Here is a 13,213-nt window from a genome sequence, read left to right on the forward strand (position 1 = left end):
CGCTAATTCACGGCAGGGCGAGAACCAGCTCGCCGGGCTCCACGCGGGTGCCGGTGTAGAACGGCGTCTCCTCGCGGACGTGCCTGCGGGCCTCGGTGGCGCGCAGGTGCCGCATCAGATCGACGATCCGGTGCAGCTCGTCGGCCTCGAACGCGAGAATCCACTCGTAGTCGCCGAGCGCGAACGACGCCACGGTGTTGGCGCGCACGTCCGGGTAGTCGCGCGCCTCCTTGCCGTGATCGGCGAGCATGGTGCGACGCTCGGCGTCCGGCAGCAGGTACCACTCGTAGGAGCGCACGAACGGATACACGCAGACGTACTTGCGCGGCTCCTCGCCTGCCAGGAACGCGGGGATGTGGCTCTTGTTGAACTCGGCGGGCCGGTGCAGCGCGACCTGGCTCCACACCGGCGTGGACGCCTGCCCCAGCGGCGTGCGGCGGAAGCCGGTGTAGGCGGCCTGCACCTGCTCGATCTCCTCGGCGTGCCACCAGATCAGGTAGTCCGCGTCCGCGCGCAGCCCCGCCACGTCGTACACCCCACGGACGACGACGCCCTTGTTCTCCAGGCCGTCGAGGTAGGCGGTCGTGTCGGCGGCCGCCCGCTGCCGGTCCTCGCCGAGCCTGCCCGGCTCGACCCGGAAGACGGACCAGGCCGTGTAGCGGATGGTGTCGTTCAGTTCCTGATAGTTCAACCGCGCCATGACGCTATCGTCCCACCAGCCGCAGGGCGGCGGCTTCTCCGGTCGCGACACATGCCGGGATCCCCACACCCTGCAGCGCCGCCCCGGCGACCGCGAGGCCGTCGAGCCGCTCGACGGCCCGTTCGATCCGGGCGACGCGGGCGGTGTGGCCCACGCCGTACTGGGGCAGCCCACCGCCCCAGCGCGTGACCACGGAGTCCACCGGCGACGCGGTGACACCCGTGAGTTCCGCGAGGTCGGAGCGCACGCGCTCGACCAGCTCGTCGTCGGAGACCCGCAGCACGTCCGCCTGCCCGAAGCGGCCGACCGAACCCCGCATCAGCACGGGCTCGCCCGCCCGGGCGTGGTGCTCCCACTTCCGCGCCGAGAACGTGAACGCCTTCGCCGTGAAGTGGCTGGAGTCCCGGCGCCGCTCACCTTCCCCGATGAGCACCCCGGACGACGGCGGCAGCTCCGTTCCGGGCGGCAGGGCGAGCGCGACCACGGCCATCGACGCCAGCTCCACCTCGGCGTACGCGGCGGCGGCCTCGGGAGCGAGCGGGGCGAGCAGTCTGCTAGCGGCGGGTGGCGGCACGGCCAGCACCACGGCGTCGGCCGCCAGCTCAGGCTCTGCCGGGGCGTGTGCGGCAGCCGCGGCGCCGAGGCGCACCCGCCAGCCGCCGTCCGGGTGTCGCAGCACCTCGCGCACCGGTTCGCCGAGCCGCAGCTCGGCCCCGCTGCCGGCCACCAGCCGGTCCACCAGCTCGCCGAGCCCGCCCGGCAGCGTGGCGAACACCGGGGCCGCGCTCGACCGGGCGGGCAACGACCGGGCCACGGCCTCGGTGAGGGTGGCGGCGCCCGCGTCGAACGCCGCGGCCACCGGGGGCAGCACAGCCCGCAGCCCCAGCCCGTCCGCTCCCCCGGCGTACACGCCACCGAGCAGCGGGTCGACGAGGCGGTCCACCACCTCGTCGCCGAACCGCTCGCGTACCAGGCCGCCCAGGGACACGTCGTCGTCCGGCAGCCGCACGGCGGGTTTCTCCGCCTCCGCCGCCACGGCCCGCACCCCGTCGGCGGACAGCACACCCGCCATCGGGTCGGGCGAGGCGGGAAGCCCCATCAGGGTGCCCTTGGGCAGCGCGACCGTCTCTCCCCGCGCGCGCAGCGTGGCCGAGGCGGCGGTGGGGTGCACGATCCGGTCGCCGAGCCCGACCTCGCGCAGCAGCGCGATACCTTCGGGGCGGCGGGCGAGCACGGCCTCGGCTCCCATGTCGAACGGCCTTCCGGCCAGCTCGGCGGTGTGGATCTTCCCTCCGGGCCGGGACGCGGAGTCGCACACGACGATGCGAGCCGACGCGCCGAGCTCCGCGCGCAGCCGCCACGCGGCGGCGAGCCCCGCGATGCCCGCGCCGACCACGACGACGCGCGAGGGGGTGGAGGCGTCGCGGGAGATCACAGGCTGTGCGCCAGTTCCACGACGCGGGTCAGGACCTCGGGATCGGTCTCGGGCAGCACGCCGTGGCCCAGGTTGAGGATGTGCCCGCCCGCGGCGCGGCCCTCGGCGACGATGCGCCGCACCTCGTCCTCGACGACCGGCCACGAGGCGGCCAGCAGCGCCGGGTCGAGATTGCCTTGCACCACCGGCGCGGGCAGCCCCGGCACGGACAGCCTGCGGGCGGCCTCGTCGAGCGGCAGCCGCCAGTCCACGCCGACCACGTCCGCACCGGCCTCGCGCATGGCGGGCAACAGCTCGCCGGTACCCACACCGAAGTGGATGCGCGGCACGCCGTACTCGGCGACGTCGGCCAGCACGGCGGCCGAGTGCGGCAGCACGAACTCGCGGTAGTCCTTCTCCGACAACGCTCCGGCCCACGAGTCGAACAGCTGCACGGCGTCGACACCCGCGTCGAGCTGGGCGCGCAGGAACGTCGACGTGGTCCGGGCGAGTGTCGCGGCCAGCGCGTGCCACAGCTCGGGTTCGCTGCGCATCAGCGCCTTCGTCCGTGCGTGGTGCTTGCTCGGGCCGCCCTCGATCAGATAAGAGGCGAGCGTGAACGGTGCTCCCGCGAACCCGATCAGCGGGGTCCGGCCGAGCCGTTCCACCAGCAGGCGCACGCCCTCGGCGACCGGGCGCAGCTGCTCGGGCTCCAGCTCGGGCAACCGGGCCACGTCGTCGCGGGAGCGCACCGGTTCGGCCACGACCGGCCCGGTGCCCGCGACGATGTCGATGTTCACGCCCGCGGCGCGCAACGGGACCACGATGTCGCTGAAGAGGATGGCGGCGTCGACCCCGTGCCTGCGGACGGGCTGCATCGTGATCTCCGCGAGCAGTTCGGGATCGAAGCACGCCGACAGCATCGGTACTCCCTCCCGCAGTCGCCGGTACTCGGGCAGGGACCGACCTGCCTGGCGCATGAACCACACGGGCACGTGAGCGGGCGCGCCGCCCCGCGCGGCGACGAGCAGCGGGGCTTCTGAGAGATCACGGCGGGCCGGCACCGGAGTAGTTGTCATCACCGACAATCGTGCCATGCCGCCCTGGTCGGGCCACCCCCGGCGCGCCTGTTCCCAGCCGGTACGCCCGGCGTCCTACAGTCGGACGGTGACCGCGATGACCCAGGCGCCCGAAGAGTTTCGTGCCGCCGTTGCCGCGTTGCGTTCCGTGAGGACGCGGCCCGAGGTGACGCTGGAGCCGATCAAGGCGCCCCAGCGCCTGGCGCCCTGGGCGTTCGCGCTCGCCGCGGAGACCACGGGACCCGACGACGTTCCCGCCACGGGCAGGCTCGTCCTGCTGCACGATCCCGACGGCCACGACGGCTGGGACGGGGTCTTCCGCCTCGTCGTCTACCTGCGCGCCGAGCTCGACCCCGAGCTGGCCACCGATCCGTTCCTTCCCGCCGTCGGCTGGTCGTGGCTCACCGACGCGCTCGACGCGTCGGGTGCCTCGTGGACCGCGCTCGGCGGCACGGTCACCGGAACGTCGTCGGCGCGCTTCGGCGACATCTCGGGGCCCTCGCGCACGGACGACGTCGAACTTCGTGCGTCGTGGACCCCGACGAGCCCCGAGCTGGAGCCCCACGGGGAGGCGTTCTCCCAGACCCTCGCGCACTACGCGGGTCTCCCTCCGGTCGGGGTCACGGCGTTCGGGCAACGCCGGGGCTGACCGGCGCGCCCCCGATTCCGCACACCCCGTACTCTTCCCTCACGTCAGGGAAGATTCCTCGCCGATCCGGCCGATCCGGTGTATTGCCGAACCTCCCGCCGTGGCGCCGGAAACCGTCGTCTCGGGCCGGTGCACAGCGCAGATGCACGCGCGCGTGGCCCCCGGGAACTTGTGTACATCGTCGACACAGCGCGAGCCGTTAACCACTTTGCGTACAAGAACCCGAATGCGCTATCCACAAGGTGGTGAGGAGTTACCCGATAGGGATAGATCCACGGTGATTGCCCCCACTGACCCACTTGGGCGGCTAGAGTGCTTTCGACGACACCACTTTCGGTCTAAAGCTGGCGCGGCTGATTGGCCGAAAGTCCCGGTGCCGGTCGGGGGGCACGACCGACTCCAGGGAGGTAGTGACGTGGCTGCCGTCGGCTTTACTCAGGCCGTCCGATCCACGCCAGCCGGCACCTTGCCGGCGAGCATGGTCCCGCACCCGCGGGAGGAACTGTTCTCTGTGCTGGTGGTCGACGACCACCCACTGTTGAGGGAGGCGATCGCCGCACGACTTGCGCAAATGGGCGCGGGCACGGTCCACGAGGCCGCGACCGTCGCGGAGGCGAGAGCGAGAGCGGCCGCGACCGGCCCGTGTGACCTCGCGATACTCGACCTCGGACTGCCGGACGGAAGCGGGATCGAGCTCGTCACGGAGCTGCGCAGCAGCGGCTGGCTCCGCGTCGTGGTCCTGGCGTCCTCCGACGATCCGTACGCCGTCCGCTCGGCCTTCCAGGCCGGGGCGCAGGCGTACCTGTTGAAGTCCGCGTCGCCGGTGGTCGTCACCGACGGCGTCCGGCGGGTACTGGAGGGCGGCGTGTACGCCGACCCGAGCGTGGCGCCCGTCCTGGCCACCGGCACCCGCGTGGCCGGCACCGACAACACTCCGAGGGAGCTGTCGGCCCGCGAGGTCGAGGTGCTGCAACTCGTGGCCGACGGCCAGTCCAACAAGGAGATCGGTGAGGAGCTCAGCCTCTCCGCGCTCACGGTGAAATCGCACCTGTCGCGGATCGGCCGCAAGCTCGGCACCGGTGACCGGGCGCAGATGGTGGCGCTGGCGATGCGTGCTGGCGTCATCCGCTAGAGCACGAACAGGACCCTACGGGGCGGGCGGACCAGGCGCGGTATACCCGTCCCGTAGGGTTCACTGTCGTGGACAACGCAGCTCACGGCTCCGAGGCGGCGGGCGACGCTGCGCCGCTCCCGCTGACCGAGCCCGCGGACGGCACCCCGGACGTCGTCGACGACCCGGACGCGCTGCGCGACGCCTGTGAGCGGCTGGCGGGCGGCCATGGTGCGCTCGCCGTGGACACCGAGCGCGCGTCGGGTTACCGGTACTGGCCGAGGGCCTACCTGGTGCAGATCAAGCGCGAGGGCGCCGGAACGTTCCTCATCGACCCCATTCCCGTGCGCGACCATCTCGCGCCGCTCGCGGAGGTGCTCAACTCCGACGAGTGGATTCTGCACGCGGCGTCGCAGGACCTGCCGTGCCTGGCCGAGCTGGGGCTGCACCCACCGTCGCTGTTCGACACGGAACTGGCGGGACGGCTGGCCGGCTACCAGCGCGTGGCCCTGGGCACGCTGGTGGAGTCGCTGCTCGGCTACCGGCTGGAGAAGGGGCACAGCGCGGCAGACTGGTCCCGGCGCCCGCTGCCGGTCGACTGGCTCAACTACGCCGCTCTCGACGTCGAGTTGCTGCTCCCGCTGCGGGAGCGCCTGGAGGCGCAGCTGGCGGAGTCGGGCAAGCTGGAGTGGGCCCGGCAGGAGTTCGAGGCCGTGCGAACCGCACCGGCGCCCGCACCGAGGACCGAGCCATGGCGGCGTACCTCGGGAATCCACAAGATCCGAACCGCACGGGGACTCGCCGCCGTGCGGGCGTTGTGGGAGGCCCGCGACGAACTGGCCCGCAGGCGCGATCGCGCACCCGGCAGGGTCCTGCCCGACAGCGCCATCGTCAACGCGGTCCTGACCGATCCCCGCACCGCGGCCGAGCTGCAACAGCTTCCCGTCTTCGGCGGCAAGATGCAGCGCAGGCACACGACGCGCTGGCTGCGCCAGTTGCAACTCGCGCGCAGCCTTGCCGATGCCGAGCTGCCCAGCACCGCCGTCACGAACGACGGCCCACCGCCACCGAACCGCTGGGCGGACAAGGACCCCGACGCGGCGGCCCGGCTCGGCGCGGCCAAGGCGTCGCTGGCCGAGGTCGCTGAGCACCATCAGCTTCCGGTGGAGAACCTGCTGCTGCCGGAACTCGTGCGCCGCCTCTGCTGGAGCCCGCCCGCCGACCCGGTTCCGGAGCGGGTGGCCGACGCGCTCGCCCTGGGCGGGGCCCGGCCGTGGCAGATCGAGCTGACGGTGCCCGCCCTCGCACGCGCGTTGCACGCGCGGGGCTGATCACCTCAGCCCTGGGCGGCGACCGGCAGCACCACCGACACCGCGAGCCCACCGTCGCCCACCGGTTCGGCTCCCACGGTTCCGCCGTGCGCGCGCACCGCGGCCTGCACGATCGACAGACCCAGGCCCGCGCCGGTCCGGGCGGTGCGGGCCACTCCCGCCCGCCGGAACGGCTGGAACAGCCCGGCCACCGCCTCCGGGTCGATGACGTCTCCGGACGAGCGGACCGACAGGCCCACCCACGGCCCGCTCCACTGCCGGGTGGAGACGGCGATCCACCCGCCCTCGACGTTGTGGTTGACGGCGTTCTCCAGCAGGTTGCCTGCGACACGTTCGAGCAGCGCGGGATCGCCCCGGGTCAGGGCGGGGGCGAGGTCGAACTCCACGTGCAGGCCCCTGCGCTGCGCACCTGCCCGGGCCGCGCGCCACGCGGTCTCCACCACCGCGGCGAGGTCGACCGGCTCGCGCACGGCGAGTTCGGCACCGTCGGTGCGGGCGAGCAACAGCAGTGAGTTCACGAGTCGCTCGGCGCGGTCTGTGGCGTCGCGCACCACGCCGGCCATGCGACGCAGCTCGGCCTCGTCGGCGTGCTCGTCGGCGAGCGTGACCTCCAGCTCGGTCCGAATCACCGACAGCGGCGTCCGCAGTTCGTGACTGGCGTTGGCGACGAAGTGCCGCTGGGCGTCGAACGCGCCCTGGAGGCGGTCGAGCATCGCGTCGAACGTGTGCGCGAGCTCGGCCAGCTCGTCGCGGGTCCGCACCGCGCCGATGCGCTCGCCCATCGACTCCACCGACAACCTGCGCGCCGTGCCGGTGATCTCCCGCAGTGGCCGCAGCACCCGGGCCGTGAGCGTCCACGCCAGGATGCCCGCGGCGACCACCACGAACACGAACGAGATCACGCCCGCGGCGACCATGCGTTCCCGTGCCTGTTCCCGCAGGTGGTCGGCCAGTACCGACGCCTCCACGTCGACGCCGTCGACCCGCACCAGGGTTCCGGGCGGCAGCTGCGGCACGGCGGCGACCGAGTCGCCGACGAGCTGCCACGCAAGCCACAGCAGGAGCACGCTCACCGCGGCGACGAGCGTCGTCGCCAGCACGGTGACGCGGGCACGCAGGCTTCGCGCGGGCAGGCCGCTGCGGCGGATCACCGCTCCAGCGAACCAGAGTCCCCGGCAGGCCCCGCGCCGGGCACCCGGTATCCCGAACCCACCACCGTCTCGATCAGCCCCGGTTCGCCGAGCTTCTTGCGCAGCGTCATGACCGTCACGCGCACCGTGGTGGTGAACGGGTCGGCGTTCTCGTCCCACACCCGTTCGAGCAGTTCCTCACTGCTCACCACGGCGCCCTTCGCCGCGAGCAGCACCTCCAGCACGCCGAACTCCTTGCGGGTCAGCTCGACCGGTGCCCCGGCGCGGGTCACGATCCGCTTGGCCGGGTCCAGTTCGACGTCGCCCGCGACGAGCACCGGCGGGGTCGCCGGAGTCGCCCTGCGGCCCAGCGCCCGCACCCGGGCCACCAGCTCGGGGAACGCGAACGGCTTGGCGAGGTAGTCGTCAGCGCCGAGCGAGAGGCCCTCGACCCGGTCGGACACCGTGCCGCTCGCGGTCAGCATCAGCACCCGCGTCAGCTCTCCCGAGTGGACGATCTCCCGGCACAGCTCGTCACCGGGCATTCCCGGCAGGTCCCGATCCAGCACCACGACGTCGTAGCGCGTCACGGTCGCCTTCTCGTGACCGTCGTCCCCGGTGAACGCGACATCGACGGCCATGCCCTCGCGCCGCAGGCCCCGCGCGACGGCCTCCGCCAGCGGCGCCTCGTCCTCTACCACCAATACGCGCACGTCAACACCGTGTCACAGCTACCTGAGAGAGACCTGATGGACACCGCGTCAGTCCCGCGGTGTGTCGACCGCCTCATCGGCGCGCTCCTCCGCCCCGCTCGTCGCGCCACCGAGCCTGCCCGCGGCCCACTCCGTCACCCGGCGCGCCACGTCCTGCGCGGTGAGCCCGATGCCCGCGAGCACCTCGTCCCTGCTGCCGTGCTGAAGGAATCGCTGGGGCACCCCGAGAGCGCGCAACGGGACGTCACAGTCGGCGTCGCGCAGCGCCGCCGCCGTCGCCGACCCGACGCCACCGTGCCGCCCGCTGTCCTCCAGCGTGACGACCAGCCGGTGCGACGCGGCGAGCGCGACCAGTTCCTCCGGAACGGGCAGCACCCAGCGCGGATCGACCACGGTGACGCCGATGCCCTGGTCGGCGAGCCGGCTCGCGGCGGCGAGCCCGAGCTTGGCGAAGGCGCCGACGGCGACGAGCAGCACGTCCTTCTGCTCGTCGCGGCGAAGGACGTCCACACAGCCGAGACGTTCCACGGCCGGGACCGACTCCACGACGCCGCCCTTGGAGAAGCGCAACGCGGTGGGCCCGTCGGAGACGGCCACGGCCTCCCGCAGTTCCTCGCGCAGGGTGGCCGCGTCGCGGGGCGCGGCCACGCGCATCCCGGGCACCATGCCGAGCAGGGAGAGGTCCCACATGCCGTGGTGACTCGGCCCGTCCGGGCCCGTGATGCCAGCGCGGTCCAGCACGAGCGTGACGGGCTGGCGATGCAGCGCCACGTCCATGAGCAACTGGTCGAACGCGCGGTTGAGGAACGTGGAGTAGACCGCCACCACCGGGTGCAGGCCGCCCATCGCGAGCCCGGCGGCCGAGGTCACCGCGTGCTGCTCGGCGATGCCGACGTCGAACCACCGGTCGGGATACGCCTCGGCGAAGGTGTGCAGGCCGGTCGAGCGCAGCATCGCCGCCGTGACGGCGACGACGTCCTCGCGCTCGGCACCGATCTTGGTCAGCTCCTCGCCGAAGACCGAGGTCCAGCTGGTGCCCTTGGCCGGTGGCCTGCCGGTCTCCGGGTCGATCGGGTCGGTCTGGTGCATCTGGTCGGCCTCGTGGTTCACCGCAGGCGGGTACCCGTGCCCCTTCTCGGTGACGGCGTGCACGATGACCGGGCCGCCGAAGGCCCTGGCGTTGAGCAGGGCCTTTTCCAGCGCCTCCAGGTCGTGCCCGTCGACCGGGCCGATGTACTTCATGCCCAGGTCGGAGAACATGACCTGCGGGCTCAGGGCGTCCTTGATGCCGGCCTTGGCCGCGTGCAGCGCGGTGTAGATCGGCCTGCCGACGACCGGGGTGTTCTGCAGGAGTTCCTTCCCGCCGTCGAGCAGGCGCTCGTAGCCCCTGCGCAGCCGCAGCGAGGCGAGGTGCTCGGCGAAGCCCCCGATGGTCGGCGAGTAGGACCGGCCGTTGTCGTTGACGACGATCACGACCGGACGCTCGGGATCGGCGGCGATGTTGTTGAGGGCCTCCCAGCACATGCCGCCGGTCAGGGCGCCGTCGCCCACGACGGCGACGGCGTGCCGGCCCTCGCCCGCCAGCTGGTACGCCTTCGCGAGCCCGTCGGCGTACGACAGGGCGGTGGAGGCGTGGCTGTTCTCGATGACGTCGTGCTCACTCTCCGCACGCGCCGGATAGCCCGCGATGCCCCCGAGTTGGCGCAACGTGTCGAACTCGCCGTGACGGCCAGTGACGATCTTGTGGACGTAGGACTGATGCCCGACGTCGAAGAGCAGCGCGTCGTTCGGGGAATCGAAAACCCGGTGCGCGGCGAGCGTGACCTCCACGACACCGAGGTTCGGCCCGAGATGACCGCCCACCCTGCGCACCTTCTCCACGAGGAATTCCCTGATCTCCCCGGCCAGCTCGGCCAGTTCCTCGTGGTCCATCCGCCTGAGGTCGGCCGGCCCGTGCACGGACTCCAGCAACGTCACGCTCCACCTCGCTACCGTTGTTGTCGCTGCCTCGTCCTGCTCAGTCTAGGGACACCGCCCACCGTCGGGCGAAGCGCTGCTTCGGAGCGCATCCGGCCGGATACTGGTCCGTGGGCCGCGTACGGCTTCGACACGCCCGCGCGGCGGCGAGCGGGACGAGAGGGGAGGCCCATGGCGCGCGAGTTCGACTACGTCGTGGTCGGTGGCGGCACCGCGGGCGCGGTGGTGGCGGCGCGGCTGTCGGAGGACGCGAACACCTCCGTCTGCCTGGTCGAGGCCGGTCCCTCCGATGTGGACGACCAGGCGGCGCTGCGGCTCGACCGGTGGATGGCGTTGCTGGAGTCGGGCTACGACTGGGACTATCCGGTGGAGCCTCAGGTGAACGGCAACTCGTTCCTGCGCCACGCACGGGCGAAGGTGCTGGGCGGCTGCTCGTCCCACAACTCGTGCATCGCCTTCTGGGCGCCGGCCGAGGACCTCGACGAGTGGGCCTCGCTCGGGCTGCCGGGCTGGTCGGCCGCCGACATGTTCCCGCTGTACCGCGAGCTGGAGAACAACGACGGGCCCGGGGAGCACCACGGCCGGGCCGGCCCGGTTCGCATCCGCTCGGTGCCGCCGCACGACCCGGCGGGTTCCGCGCTGCTGCGCGCCTGCGAGCAGGCGGGAATCCCGACCACCGGGTTCAACTCGGGCACCACCGTCACCCACGGCGCGAACTGGTTCCAGATCAACGCGAGAGAGGACGGCACCAGGGCGTCGGCGTCGGTGTCCTACCTGCATCCCGTCCTGGGCAGGCGGCCGAACCTCGCGGTCCGGACCGGGGTGCGAGCCAAGCGGCTGACCTTCGACGGGCTGCGCTGTACGGGCGTGGAGATCCTCGGCGAGGACCTGGTCCACAGTGAACAGATTCGCGCCCGCCATGAGGTGGTGGTGAGCTGCGGCGCCATCGACAGCCCGAAGCTGCTCATGCTCTCCGGTATCGGCCCGGCCGAGGAACTCGCGGGCTTCGACATCGACGTCCTGGTGGACTCCCCCGGCGTCGGCCGCAACCTTCAGGACCACCCGGAAGGGCTGGTCCAGTGGGAGGCCCGCAGACCGATGATGGCCGAATCCACCCAGTGGTGGGAGATCGGGATCTTCACCACCACCGAACCGAGCCTCGACCGGCCGGATCTGATGTTCCACTACGGCTCGGTGCCGTTCGACCTCAACACGCTGCGCCACGGCTACCCCACCACGGAGAACGGGTTCTGCCTCACCCCGAACGTCACCCGGGCGCGCTCCACCGGCACCGTCCGTCTGCGGACGCCGGACTTCCGCGACAAGCCCAGAGTGGACCCCCGCTACTTCACCGATCCCCACGACATGCGCGTGATGACGTACGGCATCCGCCTCGCCCGCTCGATCGTCGCGCAACCCGCGATGCGGGAGTGGGCGGGCGAGGAACTGGCACCCGGCCCCGCCACGGTCACCGACGAGGAGATCGCCGACTACATCACCAAGACCCACAACACCGTGTACCACCCCGCGTGCACGGTGAAGATGGGCCCGGCCAGCGACCCCATGGCGCCGCTGGACGAGCGGTTGCGGGTTCGCGGGGTCTCCGGGCTGCGCGTGGCGGACGGCTCCGTCATGACGTTCCTCGTCGCGGTCAACCCGGGGATCACCACCATGGCGATCGGGGAGAAGGCCGCCGACCTGCTCGCCGAGGACGCGGGCCGCGGCTGACCGTGCTCGCGCTCTCAGCGCCGCCACAGGGGCAGCATGGCGTCGCGCACCTCCGCCAGCAGCTCCGTCATGGCGGCCTCGGCGTCGGCGGGCACTCCGCGCGCGACCGCCTGCGCGACTTCCTCGTGCAGGTCGAGCGCTTCGGGCACGGGCTGGTGTGGCATGAGCCCGAGCTGGGTGCGCCCGCGCAACACCACGGCCACCACGTCGGCGAGCGCGCCGAACATCTCGTTGCCGCTCGCGCGCAGGAGCAGGGTGTGGAACGCGACGTCGTCCTCCATGAACTCGTCGAGCCGTCCCGCCTCACCCGGACCACGCATGCGGGCGGCGATGTCCACGGCCTCGGCCCGCTGCTCGGCCGAGGCACTGCGGGCGGCCGCGGCCGCCGCCAGCGGCTCCACCGCGATCCGCAGCTCGGTGAGCGAGCGGAGCTGGTCGTCGCGACCGGGACCGGCAAGGCGCCACCAGATGACGCGCGGGTCGAAGACGTTCCAGCTCGACCGCGCCTGCACGGTGATGCCGATGCGTCTGCGGGAGCGGACGAGGCCCATCGACTCCAGGACCCGCATGGTCTCACGGGCGACGGTGCGCGACACCCCGAACCGCTCCTGAATGCGGTCCAGGGTGAGCACGTCGCCGCTGGCCAGCTCGCCACTGGTGATCTCGGACCCCATGGTGTCCAGCACGGTGTTGTGCAGGACCTCCACGCCCGCCTCGGGCTCAACGCTCACGCACCGACCCTATCCCGGCACCGTGTCTTCACAGGGAGGACTCATTGGTGTTATCTTTCGCCGTCAAAAGTAACACCTTTTGATCGAGGAGCGACATGACTGCCACCTGCCTGGTGGTGATGGGGGTGTCCGGAGCGGGCAAGAGCACCATCGCCCGCCGGCTCGCGGACTCCCTCGGCTGGCCCATGGCCGAAGCCGACGAGTTCCATCCCCCTGCCAACATCGACAAGATGACCGCGGGGGTGCCGCTCACCGACGCCGACCGGGCTCCGTGGCTGGCGGCACTGCGGGACTGGATCACCGAGCAGTCCCGGAACGGGATCGACACCGTCGTCACCTGTTCCGCGCTCAAGCACGGCTACCGCGACGTGCTGCGTGAGGCCCGCGCCCGGGTGCGGTTCGTCCACCTGGCCGGCGGGCAGGATCTCGTCACCGATCGGCTGAGCACCCGGTCCGGTCACTTCATGCCGCCCTCGCTGCTGGACTCACAGTTCGGCGACCTCGAAGAACTGGCCGCCGACGAGGACGGCGTCACCGTCGACCTCGCCCGGTCGCCGGAGGAGATCGTGGAGTCCGCCCTGCTGCGGCTCGACCTCCACCCCGGCGCACCCCCGGGACGGTAAGTCCGCACTCCCCACCCACCGCGACAG

At 72.2% G+C, this 13,213-nt stretch carries 12 protein-coding genes; 5 read left to right on the forward strand and 7 right to left on the reverse strand.

What is annotated here, in order from left to right:
• Positions 1-7 precede the first annotated feature (7 nt).
• From hemQ to hemE, 3 genes are read right to left on the reverse strand one after another with little or no spacing between them, the layout of a single operon-like run.
• Positions 8-700 carry a hydrogen peroxide-dependent heme synthase gene (gene hemQ / locus FFT09_RS04710; protein ID WP_024874522.1) on the reverse strand — a complete coding sequence of 231 codons (693 nt, stop codon included), beginning with the start codon at positions 698-700 and terminating at the stop codon, positions 8-10.
• A gap of 4 nt (positions 701-704) precedes the next feature.
• Positions 705-2,132, reverse strand: a complete 1,428-nt coding sequence (gene hemG, locus FFT09_RS04715; RefSeq protein ID WP_138382052.1) for a protoporphyrinogen oxidase — start codon at positions 2,130-2,132, stop codon at positions 705-707.
• Entirely contained in the window at positions 2,132-3,196 is a 1,065-nt protein-coding gene (hemE, locus tag FFT09_RS04720; RefSeq protein ID WP_208544366.1) for a uroporphyrinogen decarboxylase, read from the reverse strand. The genes hemG and hemE overlap by 1 nt, the downstream gene beginning before the upstream one ends.
• 94 nt (positions 3,197-3,290) lie before the next feature.
• Here hemE and FFT09_RS04725 point away from each other — a divergent pair, with 94 nt between their 5' ends.
• The 3 genes from FFT09_RS04725 to FFT09_RS04735 all read left to right on the forward strand — a co-directional run bounded on the left by FFT09_RS04725 (position 3,291) and on the right by FFT09_RS04735 (position 6,284).
• Positions 3,291-3,842 (forward strand): DUF3000 domain-containing protein, encoded by a 552-nt coding sequence (locus tag FFT09_RS04725; protein WP_081190891.1) that lies wholly within the window; start codon positions 3,291-3,293, stop codon positions 3,840-3,842.
• Positions 3,843-4,257: 415 nt separating this feature from the next.
• On the forward strand, positions 4,258-4,974 hold the full coding sequence (locus FFT09_RS04730) for a response regulator transcription factor (RefSeq protein WP_037333459.1): 717 nt from the start codon (positions 4,258-4,260) through the stop codon (positions 4,972-4,974).
• A 68-nt stretch (positions 4,975-5,042) separates the two neighbouring features.
• A complete protein-coding gene (locus FFT09_RS04735) occupies positions 5,043-6,284 on the forward strand; it encodes an HRDC domain-containing protein (protein ID WP_081190893.1) in 1,242 nt (413 codons plus the stop codon).
• A gap of 5 nt (positions 6,285-6,289) precedes the next feature.
• Here the strand turns inward: FFT09_RS04735 and FFT09_RS04740 are convergent, their stop codons facing one another.
• Genes FFT09_RS04740 through dxs form a run of 3 tightly spaced genes read right to left on the reverse strand, consistent with a single transcriptional unit; the run spans position 6,290 to position 10,104 of the window.
• Complete coding sequence (locus FFT09_RS04740; protein ID WP_081190894.1) at positions 6,290-7,435, reverse strand: sensor histidine kinase; 1,146 nt, start codon at positions 7,433-7,435, stop codon at positions 6,290-6,292.
• Positions 7,432-8,127 (reverse strand): response regulator transcription factor, encoded by a 696-nt coding sequence (locus tag FFT09_RS04745; RefSeq protein ID WP_081190895.1) that lies wholly within the window; start codon positions 8,125-8,127, stop codon positions 7,432-7,434. The genes FFT09_RS04740 and FFT09_RS04745 overlap by 4 nt, the downstream gene beginning before the upstream one ends.
• 48 nt (positions 8,128-8,175) lie before the next feature.
• Positions 8,176-10,104 (reverse strand): 1-deoxy-D-xylulose-5-phosphate synthase, encoded by a 1,929-nt coding sequence (dxs, locus tag FFT09_RS04750; RefSeq protein ID WP_138381921.1) that lies wholly within the window; start codon positions 10,102-10,104, stop codon positions 8,176-8,178.
• Positions 10,105-10,275: 171 nt separating this feature from the next.
• Here dxs and FFT09_RS04755 point away from each other — a divergent pair, with 171 nt between their 5' ends.
• Entirely contained in the window at positions 10,276-11,832 is a 1,557-nt protein-coding gene (locus tag FFT09_RS04755) for a GMC family oxidoreductase (RefSeq protein WP_138381922.1), read from the forward strand.
• Between the two features lie 14 nt (positions 11,833-11,846).
• Here the strand turns inward: FFT09_RS04755 and FFT09_RS04760 are convergent, their stop codons facing one another.
• Positions 11,847-12,563: a FadR/GntR family transcriptional regulator gene (locus tag FFT09_RS04760; protein WP_081190897.1), complete on the reverse strand. Its 717-nt coding sequence runs from the start codon at positions 12,561-12,563 to the stop codon at positions 11,847-11,849.
• Positions 12,564-12,658: 95 nt separating this feature from the next.
• On the opposite strand from FFT09_RS04760, the gene FFT09_RS04765 reads away from it, so the two are divergent.
• Positions 12,659-13,186 (forward strand): gluconokinase, encoded by a 528-nt coding sequence (locus FFT09_RS04765; protein WP_081190898.1) that lies wholly within the window; start codon positions 12,659-12,661, stop codon positions 13,184-13,186.
• The last annotated feature ends 27 nt before the right edge of the window (positions 13,187-13,213 follow it).

Origin of the sequence: Saccharomonospora piscinae (genome assembly GCF_005862235.1) — a bacterium.
In the GTDB taxonomy this organism is placed as follows: domain Bacteria; phylum Actinomycetota; class Actinomycetes; order Mycobacteriales; family Pseudonocardiaceae; genus Saccharomonospora; species Saccharomonospora piscinae.

Coding starts and splice junctions, on each gene's coding strand:
- hemQ (WP_024874522.1), bottom strand. CDS start 700: ATGGCGCGGTTGAACTATCAGGAACTGAACGACACCATCCGCTACACG.
- FFT09_RS04725 (WP_081190891.1), top strand. CDS start 3,291: ATGACCCAGGCGCCCGAAGAGTTTCGTGCCGCCGTTGCCGCGTTGCGT.
- FFT09_RS04755 (WP_138381922.1), top strand. CDS start 10,276: ATGGCGCGCGAGTTCGACTACGTCGTGGTCGGTGGCGGCACCGCGGGC.
- FFT09_RS04765 (WP_081190898.1), top strand. CDS start 12,659: ATGACTGCCACCTGCCTGGTGGTGATGGGGGTGTCCGGAGCGGGCAAG.